This is a genomic window from Bifidobacterium simiarum (assembly GCF_002802905.1).
In the GTDB taxonomy this organism is placed as follows: Bacteria; Actinomycetota; Actinomycetes; order Actinomycetales; family Bifidobacteriaceae; genus Galliscardovia; species Galliscardovia simiarum.
Genome location: NZ_PEBK01000001.1, coordinates 501597 through 521993 on the forward strand (window position 1 = coordinate 501597; position 20397 = coordinate 521993).

The window sequence follows — 20397 nt, forward strand, 5'->3', positions numbered from 1 at the left end:
GTGTCCGGCATGACCTCATCCGGCATGACCCTAGCTTCGATCCCGTCCCCGACGTTCTCCGAATTCCACATCGGGCCGCTGACGATCCACATGTACGCGATCTGCATCCTGATCGGCATCTGCTTCGCCGTGTGGATCCTCACGGTGCGGTGGCGCCGGTACGGCGGCATCTTCGATCAGGTGCTCGACACCACGCTCGTCGCGGTGCCGAGCGGTCTCGTGGGCGCCCGCCTGTATCACGTCGTGACCACGCCGGACGCCTACTTCCCGCCTACGGGCAGCCTCGCCAACATCCCCAAGGTGTGGGAGGGCGGCATGGCCATCTTCGGCGGCGTCCTGTTCGGCGCGCTCGGCGCGTTCCTGTGGTGCCGGCGCAAGGGCTACCCCTTCGCGTTGCTGGCCGACGCGCTGGCGCCGGGCCTGATGGTGGCGCAGGCGATCGGCCGTCTCGGCAACTGGTTCAACCAGGAGCTGTTCGGCAAGCCCACCACGCTGCCCTGGGGTCTGGCGCTGAACGACGCCGACGCCATGGGCAAGACCCAGGTGTGCTACAACGGGCAGCCCTGCCCGGTCGGTACGCTGTTCCATCCCACGTTCCTGTACGAGATGCTGTGGAACCTGTTCGGCGCGGCCATGATCGTCTGGATCGGCCACCGGTTCGCCAAGCGGCTGAAGGCCGGCCAGCAGTTCGCCATGTACATGATGTGGTACGGACTGGGCCGCACCTGGATCGAGATGCTGCGCATCAACTACTCCACGCAGATCCTCGGACTGCGCACGAACGTGTGGACCGCGATCATCGTGTGTCTGCTCGGCGTCGTGCTGTTCGCCGTGCTGCAGCGGTTCGGCCGCGGGCCGGAGCCGTACGTGGAGCGTCTCACCCGGATCACCGCCGACGACCTCGAACGCCTGCAGGCCGAGAAGGAGGCCGACCGCGACCGCCACGAGGCCCGCAAAAACCACGGCTGAGGGGTCCGGCCACGCCGGCGGATCGTTCCCCGGCGACGAACGCAACACGACGATTCGGTGAATTGCCGCCGCCTCGTCGTTCAGATTTCCTAGAATGAGCACTATGACGATTAACATTGCACCCAGCATCCTGTCCGCCGACTTCTGCAACCTCGAGCGTGATCTCCATGCGATCGCCAACGCCGATCTGGTCCACGTCGATGTCATGGACCATCACTTCGTGCCGAACCTGACGCTGGGAGAGCCCATCGTCAAGCGCATCTGCGAAGTCAGCCCCCTGCCCGTCGACGTCCACCTGATGATCGAGGACCCCGACCGTTGGGCCCCCGAATTCGCCAAGTGCGGCGCCCAGTCCGTGACCTTCCACATGGGAGCCACCCACGCCCCCGTGCGTCTGGCCCGCCAGCTGCGCGACATGGGCTGCAAGGCCTGCTTCGCCGTCCGTCCCGCCGAGCCCGTCGAACCGATCTTCGACATCCTCGACGAGTTCGACATGATCCTGATCATGACCGTCGAGCCCGGCTTCGGCGGCCAGAAGTTCCTCGCCAACCAGATGGCCAAGACCCGTCGTCTGCGCGACGAGATCACCCGCCGCGGACTGTCCACCCACATTCAGGTGGACGGCGGCGTGAGCCGCGACACCGCGCACATCGTGGCCGAGGCCGGCGCCGACGTGCTGGTCGCCGGTTCCGCCGTGTACGGCGCCAAGGACATCGCCGCCGAGATCGACCTGATCCGGTCGAACGCCGAGGCGGCATATCGCGACTGACGAGTCGTGGCGGACCGAGTCCGCATAGATACCGGTTCCCGGTCCGGATCGCATCCCCGATCCGGACCGGACCATGACACCACAATCAAGGGGGAAGCACCCGTTATGAAGACTTTTGAATCCCTGTTCGAGGAGCTCAGCGCCAAGGCCGCCGCGCAGACCGAAGGATCCCTGACCGTTGAGGAGCTGAACAAGGGCACGCATTTCATCGGCAAGAAGCTGGTGGAGGAGGCCGGTGAAAGCTGGATCGCCGCGGAATACGAAGGTGCCGACCGCACCGCCGAGGAGCTCAGCCAGCTGCTGTACCACGCCCAGGTGATGATGATCAACCGTGGCATCAGCCTCGAGGACGTGTACAAGCACCTGTGATCGTCGCCGAGTGACGGCGAACGAATCCGAAGAAGGAGATTGATTCCAAATGCTGAGAGTCGCCGTGCCCAACAAGGGCATGCTGTCAGAACCCGCGTGGAACATGCTGTCCGAGGCCGGATACCGGCTTCGCGGCAATTCCCGCCAGCTGGTCGTCGAGGATCCCGACAACGGCATCGAGCTGTTCTACCTGCGTCCGCTTGACATCGCCGTGTACGTCGGCCGTGGCACCATCGACGTCGGCATCACCGGCGAGGATCTGCTGCTCAATTCCGGCACCGAGGCGCAGGAGCACATGAAGCTCGGCTTCGGCGCGTCCACGTTCCGCTTCGCCGCGCCGAACGACTCGTCGTTCCAGCGTCTCGAGGACATCGATGGCAAGCGCGTCGCCACCTCGTTCGACAAGCTGGTCCGCGACTATCTGACCGCCCACCGTCTCGAGGCCGACATCATCCATCTGGACGGCGCCGTGGAATCCTCCGTGCAGCTGGGCGTGGCCGATCTCATCGCCGACGTGGTCTCCACCGGCACCACGCTGCGCAACGCCGGCCTGCGCATCTTCGCCGACCCCATCATGCATTCCGAGGCGTGCCTGATCCGCTCGCCGCGTCTGGACGAGCACGACGACCGCCTGACCGTCCTCAGCCGCCGTCTGCAGGGCGTGCTCACCGCCCAGCGCTACGTGCTGATGGACTTCGACATCCCGGTGTCCAAGGTGGCGGCCGCCGTGGCCATCACCCCCGGCTTCGAGTCGCCCACCGTCTCCCCGCTGCACGACAAGCAGTGGAACGCGGTGCGCGTGATGGTGCCCCGCGCCAAGGTCAACCAGCTGATGGACCAGCTGTACGAGGTCGGCGCCAGGGCGATCATCGTCACCGCACTGCAGGCTTCGAGAATGTGATTCCGAGAGGGATATGAGCATTCGTACCGATACCACCGGGGCGGACGAAGCGTCGGACGACGAGTCGTTCAGCCCCGAACCGCGCAACGTCATCCTGACGGTGCCCAATGCCATTAGCGCCCTGCGCATCCTGTCCATACCGGTCATCGCGGTGCTGATCTCCAACCGATGGCTGATCTGGTCGCTGGTCGTGCTGGCCATATCCTCCGCATCGGACGGCATCGACGGATACATCGCGCGTCGATTCAATCAGGTGAGCCGCATCGGGCAGATCCTCGATCCGATCGCCGATCGACTGCTCATCATCTGCTCGATGCTCGCCCTCGGTTGGGCGCACATCCTGCCATGGTGGCTGCTGATCGCCGTGGGCAGCCGCGACGTGATCATGCTGCTCGAGGTGCTGCTGCTGTCCAACAACGACTACGGTCCGCTGCCGGTGCACTTCGTCGGCAAGGCGGGCACCGCGCTGCTGCTGATGTCGGTTCCGGTGCTCATCGTCGCCGACCTGAGGGTCTCCCCGTTCTTCGAGGTGCTGCACTGCGCCGGCGTCGCCGGTGCGATCTGGGGGGCCGCCCTCTACTGGGTCGCCGGCCTGATCTACATCATCCAGGGCTATATGCTGATTCATCAGGGCGGGGAACGCTCCACCGGAGCCGGATCCGACGGCAAGGAACTGGCCCATGCCGAATGATCTCCGGCCCGTGTCGTATCCGGTCGATCCACAGACCATGCCGGTGAGAAGACGATCCGCCTTCTCGCATTCGACGTTCGCGCTGATCAACCGGCATGCCGTGAAGGACGACGCCCATGTGGCCGGCCGGGCCCGTCGACGCAAGGTGCACGACGAGTCCCTGCGCCTGATCGACGACCTCACCAGCCGGCCGCTCGATCCGCTGTTCGACGATTCCATGCTGCTGCCGCAGAAGCAGTCGACGGCGATGAAATGGGCGACGAGGATCCTCACCTTCGTCTTCTGCGTGATCGTCGGCGTCTCCGGATGCGTGGTGGTGCAGGAGCTGCATCAGAACACGCGGCAGAAGGTGCGTGAGGAGCTGGCCGCCCAGGTCGCCGACCGCACCCAGCAGCAGCGCGACCTCGAATCGGAGGTGGCGGACCAGCGGGCGAAGATCGAGTCGCTGACGTCCCAGCAGCAGTCATCGAGCGTCGGGGCGACCGCCGTCAGCGACGGCATCGTCAACGGCACCGTCAAGGTGCAGGGGCCCGGCGTGACGGTGACCCTCGCCGACCCCATCGCCGCGGAGGATCAGAAGGGCGATCTGCCTCGCGACAAGAAGGGGCACACCATCCGGGTGGTCTCCGACTCCGATCTACAGAAGTTCGTGGCCAGACTGTGGGCCTCGGGCGCCGATGCGATCGCGATCAACGGCGTCAGGCTCGGCTCGCAGTCATCCATCCGCGTCGCCGGACAGTCCATCCTCGTCGGGGTGTCGGCCGTGCAGAGCCCGTACCGCATCCAGGCGATCGGCGATCAGGCCTCGATGATGCGCGCGGTGAGCAAGCAGAGCAACCAGACGCTGTACGATTCGCTCGCCCAGGTCGGCATCTATCCGGACTCCTCGCGGACGAGGGAGATTACACTGGAGGCATCGGGCATGCCCGATCTGGAATACGCAAAAGGGGTGAAGTGATATGCCTGCAATCATCGGCATCATCGTGGGCGTCGTCATCGGCATCTTCCTCAAGCCGGACATCCCCATCCAGCTGCAGCCCTATCTGCCGATCATGGTGGTGGCGGCCCTCGACGCGCTGCTGGGCTCCGCCCGCGCCTACTTCGAACGCAGCTTCTCCGACCGCGTGTTCGTGATCTCCTTCCTGTCGAACGTGGTCACCGCCACGCTGCTGGTGTTCCTCGGCAACCAGCTCGGCGTCGGCTCCCAGCTGACCACCGCCGTCATCGTGGTGCTGGGCATCCGCATCTTCTCGAACGTCTCCGCCATCCGCCGATTCATCTTCAGGGGCTGACATGGCCGGAGAGAAGCATAGCGGACACATCGGGCACGCCGGGCATAACGGGCGTAACGGAACCGACGGGCGTGAGGGGAATCCGGACTCCCGCCAGCAGCTGACCATGCCGTTCAAGCGGCTGAAGCATCAGGAGATCGCCGACGAGATGAACGACGATCTGTCCACCGGAGCGTTTCCCCAGGTCAAGAAGCGTCCTCCGCGCAGGGTGCGCGAGCATCCCGTGCGCGTGAAGGTGCTGTCATGGTCGATGGTGGCGCTGCTGTGCGCGCTGCTGGGCTTCGGCTACGTGACCCAGCTGCAGAACTCGCAGTCGTCCTACGCCACGCTGAGCGAGGATGAGCTCGTGCGCCTGCTCGACGAGACCAGCACGCAGATGGACAAGCTCGAGCAGCAGAAGACCCAGCTGTCCGAACAGCTCCGGTCCATTCAGGCCGCGGCGAATAAGCAGCAGGAGGTCGAGCGCATCGCCAAGGAGAACGAGGAAAGCAGCGGCATCCTCTCCGGCCGGCTGCCCGCGGAGGGCAAGGGCATCCAGATCACCATCAGCCAGACCGACAAGCATATTCAGGCGTCCACGCTGTTCACGCTGATCGAGGAGCTGCGCAACGCCGGCGCCGAGGTCATCGAATTCGACGGCGTCCGGGTGGTGGCGTCCACGTCGGTGCTCGATACGCAGAACGGGGTCTCCTGCGACGGCAGGGAGCTTGATCCGCCGTATACGGTGAAGGCCATCGGCAATCCCTCGACCCTGCAGAACGCCGTGCAGTTCGCCGGCGGCGTGGGTTCCCAGCTGCGCGTGAAGTACGGGGCGCAGGTGTCGGTGCAGGAGTCCGACACCGTGCGCATCGACGCCATCCGGCAGGCCAGCGACTACAAGTACGCGAAGACCGTGGAATAGATGCCGCGGCTATGCGGCGCGCTTCGCCTCGGCGGCTTCGAGCGTGTCGAGCATATCGGTCAGATACCGGATCACGCGCTTGCCTCCGGCCAGCACGCGGTCGTCCACCGCCTGATTGCGGCCGGCACGGATCTGGGTCACGATCCGATCGCCCTGCCGCTCCCGTTTGGCCGTGAACTTGCACAGCACCACCGCCTCGCTCGGCGGCTCCTCGCAGATCGAAATGGCGTAGCGGGCCACGACGGCCGGATCGGGGTGATGCGGCAGCTGCTGGGAGACCAGCGTGGCCAGCGTCTCCAGCACGCGGCGCTGGCCGGCCGACGCCTTGACCTCATCGTTGATGCGCACGCTCACCGCCACGCCGGGAACGTCGCGGGAGGGTTCGTCCGCGCAGATCACGGCCTCGAGATTGTCGTCCTCGATGGCGGCGTCGGCGTCGAAGGCGTAGTAGTAGCCGAGCGTGGCGAAGCCGTCGTCACGCTCGGCCGATTCCTGTCCGACTGATTCCTCGTTGAAAGACATGATGGGACTCCTTTGCGAAGGTACGTCACTCATGGTAGCGCAGAGCAGATGTCGTCACGGCGTCTTATAGCACGGCGCCTTACAGTACGGCGTCCGCCTGCATGAGGTAGACGTTCTGCCGCATGAGCTTGGCCTGGGGTCGGGTGATCTCGTCCTCCTCGAGCATCTCGCGGATCGTCTCCAGCTCCAGTCGGAACGTCTGCGTGCGGATGTCGTCCACGCCCTGCCGGGACGGCAGCTGCGGCCGCATCAGCGTCGAGGTCTGCGTGTGCAGCGTGCTCAGCGCGGCACGGTACTCGCCGATCAGGCGGGCGATGATCTCCGCGTTGTCGACGTCGGTGAGCACCTCCTGCTTGAGGTGGCCGATCGTGGCCTTGAACAGTTCGATCTGGATGCCTCGCATGTCGTTGACCTTGCCCGGGTCGAGTCCCGGGGTCACGCGGGCGATCAGACCCCAGATCCGACGGACGATGATCAGCGCCTGACGGCGGGGATTGGCCTGCCGGATCTGGATGTGGTGGCCGCCCGAACCGGTCAGATGGTTCAGCGAATGGCTCAGACGGTCGAGCAGCGATTCGGCGGCCTCCGCCTTGTCCGGATGCTGCTTCGCGTACTCGTTGAGCCACTTGCGCTCCCATTCGAGCGTGGTGACGCGTACCTTGTTCTCTCGCTTCATCGTCTCCTGCGGCACGGCCATCTTCACCCGGTCGATGCGCTCGGTATACGAGTGCATCACCGCACGCACCTCGGCATGGGTCTCGGGGGTGTCCAGCTCGGCGATCTTCGTCAGCGTGCGGCGCAGCATCTCGACCGAGTCCTTCGCATACTCCTCGCCGGCGGCGTCGTCGTCCTTCGGGGCGAGCAGCGGCAGCATCACGTTGGCCAGCACCAGCGAGACCACGATGTAGCCCGAGACGATGAACAGCAGGGCGTTGCGCAGCGGGATGTGCGTGAACACGTCGATCGAATACGGCAGCGTGAACGCCAGCGCCAGGGAGATGGTGCCCTTGGGGCCGCCGAACGTCATCACGGCGGCGGAGTGCCAGCGTTCCGGGGTCATCTTACGGCGCTTGCCGGTCTTCTTGTCATGCGTGAGTCTGAGCATGGCCGCGATCCAGATGAACCGCAGCACCAGCGACACCACGGTGATCACCGCGATGGCCAGCAGCAGCATCCGCGTGCTTACCGACTCGTTCTCCCAGCTGGCGCGCATGGCCAGCGGCAGTTCGATGCCCAGCAGCACGAACACCGAGCCGTTGAGGGTGAACTCGATGAACTGCCATACGGAGTTCGACACCAGATTCGTGCGGGCGATGTCGCTGCCGAATCCGTAGCGGTGGAAGGTGATCGTCAGGCCGGCGGCCACCACCGACAGCACGCCGGAGACGTGGAAGTGCTCGGCGGCGACGTAGGCGGCGAACGGGATCAGCACCTCGATGCCGATGCGCAGCGTCATCGTCTCCATGCGGTAGCGACGCAGCAGCAGCACGAGGTTGTTGAACAGGAAGCCCACCACGAAGCCGATGAGCACGCCGCCGCAGAAGCTGACGAGGATCCCCTCGGTGAATTCGAGGGCGGAGAACGTGCCGGTGAGCGCGGCCGCGCAGGCGAACTGGAATCCCACGATGCTGGCCGCGTCGTTGAACAGGCTCTCGCCGCGCAGGACGTGGAGCTGACGTTCGGAAAGCTTGGCCTCCTTGCTCAGCGCGGAGACCGCCACCGCATCGGTGGGGCCCAGCGCGGCGCCGAGCGCGAACGCGGCGGCGAGCGGCACCGCCGGCCACAGCACATGCAGCGTGACGCCCGTGGTGGCCAGCGACAGCAGTACCAGTCCCACGGCCAGCGACATGGACGGCACCAGATTGGCCGCGATCTCGCGACGGGGCACGTTGCGGGCCTCGAGGAACAGCAGCGGCGCGATGAACAGCACCATGAACAGTTCCGAATCCATTTCCAGATTCGGCAGGAACGGCGTGAAATACCATGCCACGCCCAGCAGGATCTGCACCAGAGGCGTGGAGATCTTCGGAATGAAATTGCTCAGTGCGCTGGAGACCAGCACGGCGATCAGGACTTGGAGGACGAGTGTGAGCGAGGCCATATGAAAACGATGATCCCTATTTTTCTCTCTGATGGGCACAACTGCATCCCAGCTTACCAAGCGGATGGTTACCGACGTATTGCGATTCGTCAAGGGCGCAAAGATGAATGCTTGGTGAACGCCGTATTTCCGTATGGGTGTCGCGACGTCCGCATAACAGCTTACCCTTGATAAGGTCGCGAGAATGTTTGTGGCCGCCTGAGCAAATTTCGATGAAACCAGTTCGATGAAAGGCGTGCGCATGTCATCAACAGCTGCTTCGGTCAGCTCCCCATCCAGTTCCCCCAATTCCGATTTCATCGGCAAAAGCGTGGTCACGCTCGATGACCTGACGACGGAGCAGATCGATCTGCTCCTGCGCAAGGCCGAATACATCGACGCCCACCGGCGCGAGGTGGCCCACGCCTGCGACGGCAGGATCATCGCCACGCTGTTCTACGAGCCCAGCACCCGCACGCGTCTGAGCTTCGAAACCGCCATGCTGCGGCTCGGCGGCCAGGTCATCGGCTTCGCCGGCGCCCAGCTGGCCTCGGTGAGCAAGGGCGAATCGATCGCCGACACGCTCAAGACCGTCGCCAACTTCGTGGACGTGGTGGCCATCAGGCATCCGAAGGAGGGTGCGGCGCTCGTGGCGTCCGAGGCCGTGGACATCCCGGTCATCAACGCGGGCGACGGCGGCCACATGCACCCCACGCAGACGCTGGCCGACCTGTGTACCCTGCAGTCGCGGTTCGGCCGCGTCAACAACCTGACCGTGGGCCTGTGCGGCGATCTGACCTTCGGCCGCACCGTGCACTCGCTGATCGAGACGCTGTGCCGGTTCGGCAACGTGAACTTCGTGCTGATCAGCCCCGACGAGCTCAAGACCCCGCGGTACGTGATCGACCGCATCAAGGCCACGCCCAGCTGCTCCTACGTGGAGGTGAAGGACCTGATCTCCGTCATCGGCGACCTCGACGTGCTGTACATGACCCGTGTGCAGCAGGAGCGCTTCTTCAACGAGGACGACTACCTGCGTCTGCGCGACACCTACATCCTCGACGAGGACAAGCTGCGTCTGGCCAAGAAGGACATGGCCGTGCTGCACCCGCTGCCGCGCGTCAACGAGATCTCCGTCGATGTGGACGGCGACCCCAGGGCCGCGTACTTCGAACAGGTGAAGAACGGCATGCTCATGCGCATGGCATTGGAGAGCTCGGTGCTGGGCGACGACCTGCCCGGCTTCGACCCGGACAAGAAGGAGGTGGCCGCCTGATGGAGGTGACCAGCATCACGGAAGGCATCATCATCGACCACGTTCCCGCGGGAACCGCGCTGAAGGTGCTGAACTATCTCAACATCGATCCGTCCAAGACCCGTCTGGCGCTGATCATGAACACCACCAGCCACCAGTTCGGCTCGAAGGACATCATCAAGATCGAAGGCGAGCAGAACATCGATCTCAACGTCCTCGGCCTCGTCGCCCGGCAGGCCACGGTCGACGTGGTGCACGGCGGACGCATCGTCGAGAAGCTCACCCCGAACCTGCCCGAGCATGTGACGAACGTGATCAGCTGCGTGAACCCCCGCTGCGTGACCACCATCGAACGCGGCATCAAGCAGCGCTTCCACCTGTCCCATTCCGAGCGGCAGGAATACCGCTGCGACTACTGCGACGAGGAAGCCAAGTTCTGATGATCACGCTGCGCAACATCACGGTGTGGGACACCGGCGAGGCCATCGACCTGATCGTCCCCGAAACCGACGCCAGAAGGTTCTTCCACGAGTCCGACTGCGTCGGTGACGGGGAGATCGACGCCACCGGGCTGACGCTCGCGCCGGGATTCGAGGATCCCCACGTCCATTTCCGCGACCCGGGCCAGACCTACAAGGAGTCCATGGTCTCCGGATGCGCCGCGGCGGCCTCCGGCGGCTACGTCAACGTGCTGATCATGCCGAACACCGTGCCGGCGATGGACGGCCGGAAGGTCACGCCGGACGAGCCGGGCGCCGCCGAGGTGCTGGGCGCCGGATACGACACCGTGATCGACTTCCTGCAGCATTACGACGAGACCCACGGCACGGCGCTGCCGGTGCGCTACGACCTGTGCGTGTGCGCGTCGAAGGGCCGCGCCGGCGCCGAGGCCACCGACGTGGCCGACTGGCAGTGGTACCGCAGGGGAGTGGACGAGGCGGCCAAGGACGAGGCCCAGCTCGCCCACCCGGTGACCGCGATCAGCGACGACGGCTCGGCCGTGCCCGCCGCGATCCTCGACGAGGTGCTGGCCAACGCCGAACGCACCGGGCTGTATCTCATCGAGCACTGCGAGCACCACGATACGGGCGCGGTGAACGAGGGGCCGGTTTCGCGTCGGCTCGGCGTGCCCGGCATTCCCGAGGACACCGAGCTGAGGATCGTGGAGCGGGACATCGAGGCCGCCCGGCGCACCGGCGTGCACGTGCACTTCCAGCATGTGAGCACCGCGATCTCCTTCGAGGCGATCCGCAGGGCCAAGGCCGAGGGGCTGCCGATCACCTGCGAGACCGCCCCGCACTACCTCGCGCTGTGCGACGAGGACCTGCTGCGCTACGGCACGCTGGCGAAGATGAATCCGCCGCTGCGCTCCGCCGAGGACCGTCTGGCCACGATCGCCGCGGTCGCCGACGGCACGGTCGACATGCTGGCCACCGATCACGCGCCGCACACCATCGACGAGAAGAACCTCGGATTCCTCGAGGCGCCCAACGGCATCATCGGCCTTGAATGCGCCTACGGCGTGTGCCATAAGGTGCTGGTGGAGGGCGGCCACATCGACGACCGCCGGCTGATCGAGCTCATGGCCACGGCGCCCGCCCGTCTGCTGGGCCACCATCCGACCGACATCACCGCGATGCTGGACGAGACCGACCGCGATCCGCGCCCCGCGGGCAGGAGGGTCCTCGACCTCACGGCCGTGGAGCATCCCGAAACGGCCGATCTGGTGTTGCTCGCCACCGACGAACGATGGATCGTGGACCCCGAGCGGTTCCACTCCAACGCGAGGAACACCCCGTTCGGCGGATGGGAGGTCAGCGGCCGCCCTCTGGCCACGATCCTCGGCTCGAGGCTCGTATTCTCCCGCATCCCCGATTCCCGCATCATCCGCTAACCGACGCCCGCGGCGGCCGGCCGCATGACCGGACGGCGGAAGGAACGATTCCGCCCGCGGCCGCCGCCGGGCCAGGAGCCCGCAAGGCCGCAAGGCCTGGAAGGCAAGTCTCGCAAGGCCCGGAAAGAGCCCAGAAAGGATTTTCCCCATGGATCGACTCATCGATGCCATCGCCACCGTGAACAACCCGAGTGTGGTGGGACTCGACCCCAAGCCGCAGCTGCTGCCGAAGCAGCTGCTGGACGAGGCCCGCGCCGACACCGCGCGTGCGCTGGAGGCGGACGACTCCACCAGCGAGACGTTCGCGTGGACGAGCAGCCTCGCCACCGCGTACCTGCGGTTCAATCTGGCGATCATCGACGCCGTGGCCGACATCGTGCCGGCGGTCAAGCCGCAGATCGCCATGTACGAAGCGCTGGGCGTCAACGGCCTTCTGGTGTACACGGCCACCTGCCGTCAGGCCCACGACCGCGGGCTGTACGTGCTGGGTGACGTCAAGCGCGGCGACATCGGCTCCACGGCCGCGGCCTACGCCGGGCATCTGAGCGAGCACGAGCTGTGGATGGAGGACGCCGTCACCGTCAACCCGTATCTGGGCGTGGACGGCATCACGCCGTTCGTGGACGCCGCCAAGGAGGCGGACGCCGACATCTTCGCGCTGGTCAAGACGTCGAATCCCTCCAGCGACGAGATCCAGAACCTCAGGACCGTCGACGGCGCCACCGTGTACGAGCACGTCGCCGATCTGGTGGAGCAGTGGGGAGCCGACTCCATCGGCGAGCACGGCTACTCGCGCGTGGGCGCGGTGGTCGGCGCCACGCACCCGCAGGAGGGCCGCGAGCTGCGCGAACGCATGCCGCACACCTTCTTCCTCGTGCCCGGATACGGCGCGCAGGGCGGCACCGCCGCCGACGTCGCCGGCATGTTCGACGAACACGGATCCGGCGCCATCGTCAACTCCTCGCGTGGCATCATCGCCTCGTGGCGGAACAGCGAGCGCTATTCGGAGGATCTGAGCTGCGACGAGGCCCTGAAGGTCGTGGCCTCCTGTGCGCGAGCCGCCGCAACAACGATGCGGGATAATCTGAACGCCGCCCTCGGCCGATGACCGGACGTGCAACCGGACGCCGTTTCCCCGGAGTCCTTTGAAAACCAGTAAAGGAGCCGTTTGTGACCGCAACATTCACCCCTACCGCGGACGTGGTGGCGCAGGCCGTCGAGGCCGGGTTCTTCCCCCCTCGCCACACCGTGGAGATCACCGACGTGAGGGAGCTGGCCGCCTCCGTGGTGCGTCTGACCTTCCGTGATCCGTACATCGCCGAGCACGCCCGGCCGGCGCAGTTCGTGAACCTGTTCTCCCATGATCCGATGCATCTGATGCCCCGTCCCTTCGGCGTCAGCGAGGTGTCGGGCGACCAGGTGAGCGTGATCTTCGCCGTCGTGGGCGAGGGCACCGCCGAATTCTCACATCTGCACGCCGGCGACACGATCGACGTGCTCGGCCCCCTCGGCCGCCCGTTCCGCACCAAGGAGGACGCGCACTACGTGCTGGTGGCCGGCGGACTAGGCGTGCCGCCGCTGATCTACACCGCCCAGTGCCTCGCTGGCCGTGAGGGCGTGCGCACCACCGCCGTGTTCGGCTACCGCAACGACCATTTCGCCGACGGCTTCGTCTCCCGCTACGCCGACCGTACGGAGAGCATCGACGAATCCGAAGGCAACGTGATCACGCTGCTCGACCGTCTCGAGGGCGACCTGCTGGCCGACGGTGCCGAAGGGGCCGGCAAGCCGGTGATCCTCTCCTGCGGCCCGCTGCCGATGATGAAGGCCGTCGCCGCGTGGGCCGCCAAGCGTGACCTGCCCTGCCAGCTGAGCATGGAGCAGCGCATGGGCTGCGGCTACGGCACCTGCGTGCTGTGCACGGTGGATACCGTGGACGGACGACTGAAGGTGTGCGCCGACGGACCGGTGTTCACCCGCGAACAGCTGGGATGGGGGGAGTGACGATGGCAAACGCCGCAACGAGCAACAACGCCGGCAGCAACGCAGGCAACGGGGAACGGCCGATCAACCTGTACGAGAAGCACGAGTGGAAGCACCCCACCGTGGTGGCCGGCGTGCCGTGGAAGAACCCCGTGGGCACGGCCTCGGGCACGTTCCAGTACGCCGCGGTGCGCTGGTTCTACGATGTGAGCCAGCTCGGCGCGGTCAGCACCAAGGGCGTCTCCCCGGTGCCGTGGGAGGGCAATCCCGGCGTGCGCACCGCCGAGGGGCCGGCCAGCAACGTCAATGCGGTGGGTCTGCAGAACCCCGGCGTCGACCATTATCTCGTCGACGACCTGCCGAAGCTGAAGGAGGCCGGCGCCACCGTGGTCTCCAACGTGGCCGGTCACAGCGACGACGACTACGCCGAGGTGGTGGCCAAGCTCGCCGACTCGCCGGCTGACATGCTGGAGATCAACGTCAGCTGCCCGAACGTGAGCCACGGCGGCATGAGCGTGGGCGCCGACCCGGTGGCGCTGAGCAAGCTCATCACCCGTCTGCGCAAGCTCACCGACAAGCCGATGATCGTCAAGCTCACCCCGAACGTCACCGACATCACCGTGCCCGCCCGGGCCGCGGTGGAGGCCGGCGCCGACGCGCTGAGCATGATCAACACCATCGTCGGCATGCGCATCAACACCCGTACCGGCAAACCGATCATCGACCATGTGACCGGAGGCGTCTCCGGCCCGGCCGTGCTGCCGATCGGACTGGCCAGGGTCTGGCAGGTGCGTTCCGCGCTGCCCGAGATCCCGATCATCGGCATCGGCGGCATCGACAGCGGCGAGAAGGCCCTCGAATACCTCTACGCCGGCGCGAACGCCGTCGAGGTGGGTGCCGCCGCGCTGTTCAACCCCACCGCGCCGCTGCGCGTGGCCCGTGAGCTCGACGATCTGCTCGACGAACGTCCGGAACTGGCCGCCAGACTCGCCGAAGGCAGGACCTGGCGCTGAACCGAACGCAACCATTCCAACGCACGGCCCCCGCTGGCGGGGGCTGCCGTCCTCGGACGGCCGGGGTGGGCAATCCACTCCCGTCGCTTTCATGACGCCTCCCGCCAGCGGGAGGGGATAGGAAAGACATGACTGACACCGCATCGCTCGACATCCGCTTCACCAAGTTCCTGCTGGACTCCCAGGCGCTGAAGTTCGGCGAGTTCACGCTGAAGTCCGGACGCAAGTCCCCGTACTTCATCAACGCGGGCGCGTTCGACGACGGCCGCAAGATCGCCACGCTGGGCGAATTCTACGCCGAGAAGATCGCCGCCGAGATCGAGGCCGGTGCCCTGCCGCAGGACATCGACACCGTGTTCGGCCCGGCCTACAAGGGCATTCCGCTCGGCGTCTCCACGGCCATCGCCCTGACCTCCTCGCACGGCATGGAGGTGGGCTACACCTTCGACCGCAAGGAGAAGAAGGACCACGGCGACGGCGGCATGATGGTCGGCACCCAGCTGCGCGACGGCATGAAGGTGCTGCTGGTGGACGACGTGATGACGGCCGGCACCGCGGTGCGCGAGGTCATCCCCAAGCTCAAGGCCGAGGCCGATGTGCAGGTGGTCGGATTGGTGCTGTCGGTGGACCGCATGGAGAAGACCCGCGACTCCGACCTGTCCGCGGTGAAGGCCGTGGAGCAGGAGTTCGGATTCCCGGTGTTCGCCATCGCCAACGTCCGCGAGATCTTCCAGGCCGGCCGTTCCATCGTGACCGCCGACGGCACGCCGTACGTGACCGACGAGATCAAGGCCGCGGCCGACGCCTACCTTGATCAGTACGGCGCCTGATCCCGCTGTCCGTCCCTGACGTCGGGGAGTTCCGGCGTCAGGCAGGCCATTCAGTCAGAACGGCCGCTTATTCAAGCCAGCCAGTCGGTGATGCGCGCCGATTCCCCGTCCCAGTGCTCTCGGACGAGCCGCGCGGCCTGCAGCCGCTCGTCCGAGGCCAGGGACTCGATGATCCGTCCGTATCTCTCGTCGCAGGATGCATGTTCCGGATCGGCCTGCGCCATGAAGGCCAGTTCGTATCGCGCGATCAGCACGCGCAGCTGTCGCGTCAGCTCGTCGAGCCGGTCGTTGCCCGCTTCGACGACCAGCAGCGCGTGGAACCTTGAATCCAGCTCCCATCGGCGTACGGGGTCGTCGGTTCCGGCGAGCTTGCGCGCCGTCGTGCGCAGTCCGTTCAGCGTGGAACGGCGGATCTCGTCCGGCATCTCGCGGATGGCAAGCATCTCCAGCGAGGCGAGGATCGGGAACAGTTCCTCGGCCTCCTGCCGGGTGAGCGGCCGAAGCCTGAACCCCCGGGCCAACGCCGAGGTCAGCACGCCTTCGGCCTCCAGCCGCAGCAGCGCCTCTCTGATCGGGGTGCGGGAGACGCCGAGCCGGTCGATCAGCATCGGTTCGGTCAGAGCATCGCCGGGCTTGAGATCCATGGCGAGGATCATGCCGACGATCCGTTCGTAGACCTGATCGCGTAGTGGTTTCGGTCGTTCGATGACCATGTGCTCGACTCCCATATGCCTGACTCCTATGTCCGCCGTATATCGTATCCAACAGAAATTGTATACGATACGCGCTGTGGACTGCGGTTATGTGTACCATGGCTCGGGAATGCAGACCATTGTGGCTTCCCCCTCTGGGGGAAGCTGTCAGCCACAGGCTGACTGATGAGGGGGCAGGGATCCAAAGGTCGATAGGGACCGCAGGCCGAGGTCGGCCTCAGGGCTAGACGTCCGTCGCCGCCGCGAGGATCGGCCGGTACGCTTCGATCAGCTGTGGCAGGCGCATGCGCGCGTTGGCCGGGCTGGTGGACGGCAGGGCCGTCATCGGCAGATCGAATCCGGCCTCGGTAAGCCGCGGGAGGCACAGACGTCGGTAGAGCTGCGCGGCCTTGGCTCCGGTGGTGAATACGTGCCTGATCTCGGATGGCCGGATCACCGAGGCGAGGTCGTTCGCGACGGCGTTGCGGATGGAGGCGTCGCTGGCGCCGACGATGTCGCAGGATGCGATCACGTCCCACAGGGCGATGTGATGCCGCAAGGCGAACGCTCGTCTGGCCTCGGTCAGTTTCGCCATTCGTTCGGCGGTGTCCGGGAACCGTTCGGGAACGGGGGAGGGGTCGTCGAAGAGCGCGGCCATGACCGGCCAGAACCGGTTGGCCCTGAACGCATAGTAGAAGGCCGCCTCGCGGGATTTCGGGCTCGGCATCGAACCCAGCACCAGAACGCGGGAGTCGCGGTCCCACACGGGGCCGAACCCATGCGTGACGTGCTGCGTGACATGCTGCGTGCCGGATGTGTTCGGCGATTCCGGCGCGTTCGACGTCGTCGGTGCTTCCGCTGAGGCGGCCATATCGGATCAGTCGATTCGGATCGCTGGTCGGTCGGATCAGTCGATCAGCGTGTAGCCGTGGGAGGCGATCACGGACTTAAGCTTCTCGAGATACACCTCGGCGGCCTGGCTGAGCTTGGCGCGTTCGTTGGTGATCCAGCCGACCAGCATCGTCTCGTCGCTTTCCAGCGGCACGGTGACGATCTTGTCGGAGTTGAGGTCCTCGTTGTCGATGCCGGAGCACACCGTGTAGCCGTTGAGGCCGACGATGAAGTTGAGGATGGTGGCGCGGTCGGTCACGTTGATCTGCTTGGGGGAGTACTCGGGCCACACCGCCTCCTCGGCGAAGTAGAACGAGCCCTCCTCGCCCTGCTCGTACTGGATCCACGGGTAGGGCTTGAGGTCCTCCATGGTCAGGGACTTCTTGCTAGCCAGCGGGTTGGACCGGGAGAGGAACACATGCAGGCCGGCGCGGAACACCGGGTGGAACTCGAGGTGCTTCTCGCGCAGCAGCTTGCCGATCACGTCCTTGTTGAAGTCGGAGAGGTAGAGGATGCCGACCTCGGACTGCATGTTGGCGACCTGGTTGATGATGTCGCGGGTGCGGGTCTCGCGGATCGTGAACTCGTACTCGTCGGACTTGATGGAGTTGATGAGCTCGACGAAGGCCTCGACGGCGAACATGTAGTGCTGGGTGGAGACCTGGCACAGCTGCTTGCGCGGCTTGGCGTTCTTGTAGCGCTCCTCGAGCAGGGCCGACTGGTCGAGCACCTGACGGGCGTAGGTGAGGAATTCCGCGCCGTCGACGGTCAGCGCGATGCCCTGGGAGGAACGGGTGAAGATCTCGATGCCCATCTCCTTCTCCAGCTCCTTGACGGCGGAGGAGAGCGCCGGCTGGGAGATGTACAGTTCGTGGGAGGCTTCGTTCATAGAACCGCATTCGACGATCTTGACGATGTATTTCAGCTGCAGGAGTGTCATAGATTCCAGTGATACCAGCAGGCGCAAACAGCGGTGCCGGTTATACCCCCGGGTTCCGCCGGTTTGTCCGATCCGTGGACGGGTTCGTGGACCTGTGGGGCCGTGCCGAGGGGCTATGTCGCGGGATTGGGCTGTGGGGCCGTGCCGCGAGACTATGCCGTCTTCCGGCTTCGTCGTGCGGCCGAGGAGACCCGGGACCGGCGCACCTGCCGTCCGATCACGAAGCCGATCGCGCAGGCCAGGACGAAATAGGAGAGCCACGCCGCGTCGGCGTAGAAGTCCGCCGACGTCATCGAAAGCCTCCAGGGGCCGTCTGGCGTATACGTGCAGTTCGCATAGTCGCCGTTGGCGCAGGTCTCGCGGTACAGGTGATTGCACAGCATGACGAACGGCACGGAGATCAGCACGCTGACGATCGGATAGGCCACGTCGCCGTACCGGCCGTCGCTCGCCCTCAGACCGACGACGAGATTGGTGATCAGCAGGGCCGCGGGCCATATGAAATTCAGTCCCAGCGGCACGGCCTTGCCGCCGGCGACGATCTGCCAGACGATCAGCGCCGCGTACAGGACCGTCACCACGATCCAGCCGATGACCAGTGAACGATGCGTGTTGATCCAACCCATGATCCGCCCCCGTTGCGTCTCTTCTCATTCGGCCTGTTGAGGCCGGTGACCCTCCCATGCTATCCGTGTGGGAGGGTTCTGTCACGGATCATGGGTCGGATGGCGGATGTCCGGCGTGTCCGACGGGGCAGTGCGAAGGGGCGGGACGGTGTGAGGGGACCGGGTCATGGTATGTGAGAAATACGGTCGAAAATGTGCGGAATCATAAGGTTTCCGTGCGGTATTGACCGGCAATAATCATTGATATTGCAACGATAAGGCGTGTTGTCGGCGGTGGAGACGGTATACTGAAAGTGAAGACAGGATATGTTCGTTTCGAAGGTATCCGCTTGGGTTTTCCGCATCGAGGATGATGCCGGAGGTCCTGTCTTCAGATAACAGAATTAGGGCATAACAGAATCAGGTATAACCGAACAAGGAACAGCCGATAGTATTGCTGAACGATAGGTGGTTCGAGGCACGAACCATCCGATGAGGTGGCATATGAGGAATCCGCATTGAGGCCCCGGGGTTTGAAACACCAGCTCCGGGGTCTCGTTTTTTATGCTTGCTGGTTTCCGGTCAGTGGGTTCCGATCAGGGCCTTGTCGTGATCGCGACGGTAGATGTCGGGCTCCACGTAGATCTCGAACCGGTACCAGGGCAGGGCGGTGCGCACGGCATTCTCGATCTTGTCGACGGTCTGCACGTCGTAGTCGCGGTCGAGCTTGGAGGTCTGCACCTTGACGCACAGCAGGATGTCGTCCTCGGACATGTGGATCGTCTGCATGTTGAGCAGGCGCTCCACGCCGGGCGTGGAGGTGACGGCGTCGACGATCTTGGTACGGGTTTCCGCGTCGACGGTCTCGCCGAGCAGCAGGGAACCGGATTTGGTGGCCAGCAGTGCGGAGCCGACCATCAGGAGCAGGCCGACCATGAGACCGCCGACCGCATCCCACAGCTCGTCGCCGGTGATGATGGCGACGCCGATGCCGGCGGCGGCGAACGCCAGACCGATGAGGGCGAGCGTGTCTTCCATGATGACGGAGGCGAGTTCGGCCGACTTGGTGCGCCGCCAGAAGCGAAGGAATCCGATGCGCTTCATGCCGATGCGATCCATGCGCTCACGAGCCTCGAGGATGCTCTTGTGCAGGCCCATGCCTTCGAAGCAGGCGCTGACCACGCAGACGGCGAGGGCCACGGCCAGCTCGAACCGGTTGGCCGTGTGGGCGGCCGGGTCGGCAAGCACGAGCTGCATCTTCTTGATGGCCTCGGAGGTGGAGTAGAAGCCGCCGACGAAGAACAGCAGTGTGGCAACGACGAACGAGGCGAGGTATTTCGCACGGTAGAGGCCGAACGGGTGATCGCCGTCGGTCTTGTGATGCGATGCCTTCTCGCCGATGATCAGCACGATCTCGTTGGAGCAGTCGGCGGCCGAATGCACGCTTTCCGACAGCATGGCGGACGATCCGGTGAAGATGGCCGCCGCCACCTTGCATACGGCGACGCCGATATTCGCCGCCAGCGCCGCCTTGACGGCCGCTCCCTTGTGCTCCGGTTCTCGGACCGTGACAGTCTTCTCGTCTCCCGCTGACTCGCTCATCAGCAGCTCACCCTCTTCTGTGTCTTCCTTCGATGTCTTCTGCGTCTTCGGTGCCGTGATCGGCATCAAGCATCAATACAAGATCACACTATAGGCCGAGCCGAGACCGTGGGCCGCCATAGTGTTTCCATGCCGGGTTCCAGTCTGAGGCTCGGTTCATGAAGTCACCGTCTGGACGTGTTCAGGGTGAAGGCCGTA

The 20397-nt window shown here is 65.2% G+C and carries 22 protein-coding genes; 15 read left to right on the plus strand and 7 right to left on the minus strand.

The features are described 5' to 3' along the window. Positions 1–24 precede the first annotated feature (24 nt). The 8 genes from lgt to CSQ87_RS01995 all read left to right on the plus strand — a co-directional run bounded on the left by lgt (position 25) and on the right by CSQ87_RS01995 (position 5892). A complete protein-coding gene (lgt, locus tag CSQ87_RS01960) occupies positions 25–969 on the plus strand; it encodes a prolipoprotein diacylglyceryl transferase (RefSeq protein ID WP_100512239.1) in 945 nt (314 codons plus the stop codon). A 103-nt stretch (positions 970–1072) separates the two neighbouring features. Next, the gene (gene rpe / locus CSQ87_RS01965) at positions 1073–1738 is read left to right on the plus strand and encodes a ribulose-phosphate 3-epimerase (protein ID WP_100512163.1); all 666 of its coding nucleotides are present in this window, start codon (positions 1073–1075) and stop codon (positions 1736–1738) included. A gap of 105 nt (positions 1739–1843) precedes the next feature. Further along, complete coding sequence (locus tag CSQ87_RS01970) at positions 1844–2107, plus strand: phosphoribosyl-ATP diphosphatase (protein ID WP_100512164.1); 264 nt, start codon at positions 1844–1846, stop codon at positions 2105–2107. 49 nt (positions 2108–2156) lie between these two features. Further along, on the plus strand, positions 2157–3008 hold the full coding sequence (hisG, locus tag CSQ87_RS01975) for an ATP phosphoribosyltransferase (RefSeq protein WP_100512165.1): 852 nt from the start codon (positions 2157–2159) through the stop codon (positions 3006–3008). A gap of 13 nt (positions 3009–3021) precedes the next feature. Beyond that, positions 3022–3699 (plus strand): CDP-alcohol phosphatidyltransferase family protein, encoded by a 678-nt coding sequence (locus tag CSQ87_RS01980; RefSeq protein ID WP_100512166.1) that lies wholly within the window; start codon positions 3022–3024, stop codon positions 3697–3699. Further along, on the plus strand, positions 3689–4657 hold the full coding sequence (locus tag CSQ87_RS01985; RefSeq protein WP_243388788.1) for a DUF881 domain-containing protein: 969 nt from the start codon (positions 3689–3691) through the stop codon (positions 4655–4657). Before CSQ87_RS01980 ends, CSQ87_RS01985 begins: the two co-directional genes overlap by 11 nt. 1 nt (position 4658) lies before the next feature. Then, the gene (locus tag CSQ87_RS01990; RefSeq protein ID WP_100512167.1) at positions 4659–4991 is read left to right on the plus strand and encodes a small basic family protein; all 333 of its coding nucleotides are present in this window, start codon (positions 4659–4661) and stop codon (positions 4989–4991) included. A gap of 106 nt (positions 4992–5097) precedes the next feature. After that, entirely contained in the window at positions 5098–5892 is a 795-nt protein-coding gene (locus CSQ87_RS01995) for a DUF881 domain-containing protein (RefSeq protein WP_100512241.1), read from the plus strand. 9 nt (positions 5893–5901) lie between these two features. Here the strand turns inward: CSQ87_RS01995 and CSQ87_RS02000 are convergent, their stop codons facing one another. Then, positions 5902–6414: a hypothetical protein gene (locus tag CSQ87_RS02000; RefSeq protein ID WP_100512168.1), complete on the minus strand. Its 513-nt coding sequence runs from the start codon at positions 6412–6414 to the stop codon at positions 5902–5904. Positions 6415–6493: 79 nt separating this feature from the next. Then, entirely contained in the window at positions 6494–8515 is a 2022-nt protein-coding gene (locus CSQ87_RS02005) for a Na+/H+ antiporter (protein ID WP_165776685.1), read from the minus strand. Positions 8516–8756: 241 nt separating this feature from the next. Between CSQ87_RS02005 and pyrB the strand changes: the two genes are divergently transcribed. From pyrB to pyrE, 7 genes are all read left to right on the plus strand, one after another. After that, entirely contained in the window at positions 8757–9770 is a 1014-nt protein-coding gene (pyrB, locus tag CSQ87_RS02010; RefSeq protein WP_100512242.1) for an aspartate carbamoyltransferase, read from the plus strand. Beyond that, positions 9770–10189, plus strand: coding sequence for an aspartate carbamoyltransferase regulatory subunit (locus CSQ87_RS02015; protein WP_100512170.1), 420 nt, complete (start codon positions 9770–9772; stop codon positions 10187–10189). The genes pyrB and CSQ87_RS02015 overlap by 1 nt, the downstream gene beginning before the upstream one ends. Further along, positions 10186–11643 (plus strand): dihydroorotase, encoded by a 1458-nt coding sequence (locus CSQ87_RS02020; protein ID WP_100512171.1) that lies wholly within the window; start codon positions 10186–10188, stop codon positions 11641–11643. The genes CSQ87_RS02015 and CSQ87_RS02020 overlap by 4 nt, the downstream gene beginning before the upstream one ends. 148 nt (positions 11644–11791) lie before the next feature. Then, a complete protein-coding gene (gene pyrF / locus CSQ87_RS02025) occupies positions 11792–12751 on the plus strand; it encodes an orotidine-5'-phosphate decarboxylase (protein WP_100512172.1) in 960 nt (319 codons plus the stop codon). Between the two features lie 62 nt (positions 12752–12813). Then, complete coding sequence (locus CSQ87_RS02030) at positions 12814–13647, plus strand: dihydroorotate dehydrogenase electron transfer subunit (RefSeq protein WP_100512173.1); 834 nt, start codon at positions 12814–12816, stop codon at positions 13645–13647. Between the two features lie 2 nt (positions 13648–13649). Next, the gene (locus tag CSQ87_RS02035) at positions 13650–14639 is read left to right on the plus strand and encodes a dihydroorotate dehydrogenase (protein ID WP_423734761.1); all 990 of its coding nucleotides are present in this window, start codon (positions 13650–13652) and stop codon (positions 14637–14639) included. Positions 14640–14767: 128 nt separating this feature from the next. Further along, positions 14768–15469 carry an orotate phosphoribosyltransferase gene (gene pyrE / locus CSQ87_RS02040; RefSeq protein WP_100512175.1) on the plus strand — a complete coding sequence of 234 codons (702 nt, stop codon included), beginning with the start codon at positions 14768–14770 and terminating at the stop codon, positions 15467–15469. A gap of 71 nt (positions 15470–15540) precedes the next feature. On the opposite strand, the gene CSQ87_RS02045 is transcribed toward pyrE, so the two are convergent. The 5 genes from CSQ87_RS02045 to CSQ87_RS02065 all read right to left on the minus strand — a co-directional run bounded on the left by CSQ87_RS02045 (position 15541) and on the right by CSQ87_RS02065 (position 20199). Next, positions 15541–16197: a GntR family transcriptional regulator gene (locus CSQ87_RS02045; protein ID WP_100512176.1), complete on the minus strand. Its 657-nt coding sequence runs from the start codon at positions 16195–16197 to the stop codon at positions 15541–15543. Between the two features lie 208 nt (positions 16198–16405). Next, positions 16406–17032, minus strand: coding sequence for a DNA-deoxyinosine glycosylase (locus CSQ87_RS02050; RefSeq protein ID WP_100512177.1), 627 nt, complete (start codon positions 17030–17032; stop codon positions 16406–16408). Positions 17033–17068: 36 nt separating this feature from the next. Then, the gene (locus CSQ87_RS02055; protein WP_100512178.1) at positions 17069–17992 is read right to left on the minus strand and encodes a LysR family transcriptional regulator; all 924 of its coding nucleotides are present in this window, start codon (positions 17990–17992) and stop codon (positions 17069–17071) included. Positions 17993–18144: 152 nt separating this feature from the next. Further along, the gene (locus CSQ87_RS02060) at positions 18145–18618 is read right to left on the minus strand and encodes a hypothetical protein (RefSeq protein ID WP_100512179.1); all 474 of its coding nucleotides are present in this window, start codon (positions 18616–18618) and stop codon (positions 18145–18147) included. A 561-nt stretch (positions 18619–19179) separates the two neighbouring features. Further along, positions 19180–20199: a cation diffusion facilitator family transporter gene (locus CSQ87_RS02065; protein WP_100512243.1), complete on the minus strand. Its 1020-nt coding sequence runs from the start codon at positions 20197–20199 to the stop codon at positions 19180–19182. Positions 20200–20397 lie beyond the last annotated feature (198 nt).

Excerpts from the sequence above, each read along its gene's own strand:
- lgt (WP_100512239.1), top strand. The coding sequence starts at position 25 with ATGACCCTAGCTTCGATCCCGTCCCCGACGTTCTCCGAATTCCACATC.
- rpe (WP_100512163.1), top strand. The coding sequence starts at position 1,073 with ATGACGATTAACATTGCACCCAGCATCCTGTCCGCCGACTTCTGCAAC.
- CSQ87_RS01970 (WP_100512164.1), top strand. The coding sequence starts at position 1,844 with ATGAAGACTTTTGAATCCCTGTTCGAGGAGCTCAGCGCCAAGGCCGCC.
- hisG (WP_100512165.1), top strand. The coding sequence starts at position 2,157 with ATGCTGAGAGTCGCCGTGCCCAACAAGGGCATGCTGTCAGAACCCGCG.
- CSQ87_RS01980 (WP_100512166.1), top strand. The coding sequence starts at position 3,022 with ATGAGCATTCGTACCGATACCACCGGGGCGGACGAAGCGTCGGACGAC.
- CSQ87_RS01985 (WP_243388788.1), top strand. The coding sequence starts at position 3,689 with ATGCCGAATGATCTCCGGCCCGTGTCGTATCCGGTCGATCCACAGACC.
- CSQ87_RS01990 (WP_100512167.1), top strand. The coding sequence starts at position 4,659 with ATGCCTGCAATCATCGGCATCATCGTGGGCGTCGTCATCGGCATCTTC.
- CSQ87_RS01995 (WP_100512241.1), top strand. The coding sequence starts at position 5,098 with ATGCCGTTCAAGCGGCTGAAGCATCAGGAGATCGCCGACGAGATGAAC.
- CSQ87_RS02000 (WP_100512168.1), bottom strand. The coding sequence starts at position 6,414 with ATGTCTTTCAACGAGGAATCAGTCGGACAGGAATCGGCCGAGCGTGAC.
- CSQ87_RS02005 (WP_165776685.1), bottom strand. The coding sequence starts at position 8,515 with ATGGCCTCGCTCACACTCGTCCTCCAAGTCCTGATCGCCGTGCTGGTC.
- pyrB (WP_100512242.1), top strand. The coding sequence starts at position 8,757 with ATGTCATCAACAGCTGCTTCGGTCAGCTCCCCATCCAGTTCCCCCAAT.
- CSQ87_RS02015 (WP_100512170.1), top strand. The coding sequence starts at position 9,770 with ATGGAGGTGACCAGCATCACGGAAGGCATCATCATCGACCACGTTCCC.
- pyrF (WP_100512172.1), top strand. The coding sequence starts at position 11,792 with ATGGATCGACTCATCGATGCCATCGCCACCGTGAACAACCCGAGTGTG.
- CSQ87_RS02035 (WP_423734761.1), top strand. The coding sequence starts at position 13,650 with ATGGCAAACGCCGCAACGAGCAACAACGCCGGCAGCAACGCAGGCAAC.
- pyrE (WP_100512175.1), top strand. The coding sequence starts at position 14,768 with ATGACTGACACCGCATCGCTCGACATCCGCTTCACCAAGTTCCTGCTG.
- CSQ87_RS02045 (WP_100512176.1), bottom strand. The coding sequence starts at position 16,197 with ATGGGAGTCGAGCACATGGTCATCGAACGACCGAAACCACTACGCGAT.
- CSQ87_RS02050 (WP_100512177.1), bottom strand. The coding sequence starts at position 17,032 with ATGGCCGCCTCAGCGGAAGCACCGACGACGTCGAACGCGCCGGAATCG.
- CSQ87_RS02055 (WP_100512178.1), bottom strand. The coding sequence starts at position 17,992 with ATGACACTCCTGCAGCTGAAATACATCGTCAAGATCGTCGAATGCGGT.
- CSQ87_RS02060 (WP_100512179.1), bottom strand. The coding sequence starts at position 18,618 with ATGGGTTGGATCAACACGCATCGTTCACTGGTCATCGGCTGGATCGTG.
- CSQ87_RS02065 (WP_100512243.1), bottom strand. The coding sequence starts at position 20,199 with ATGAGCGAGTCAGCGGGAGACGAGAAGACTGTCACGGTCCGAGAACCG.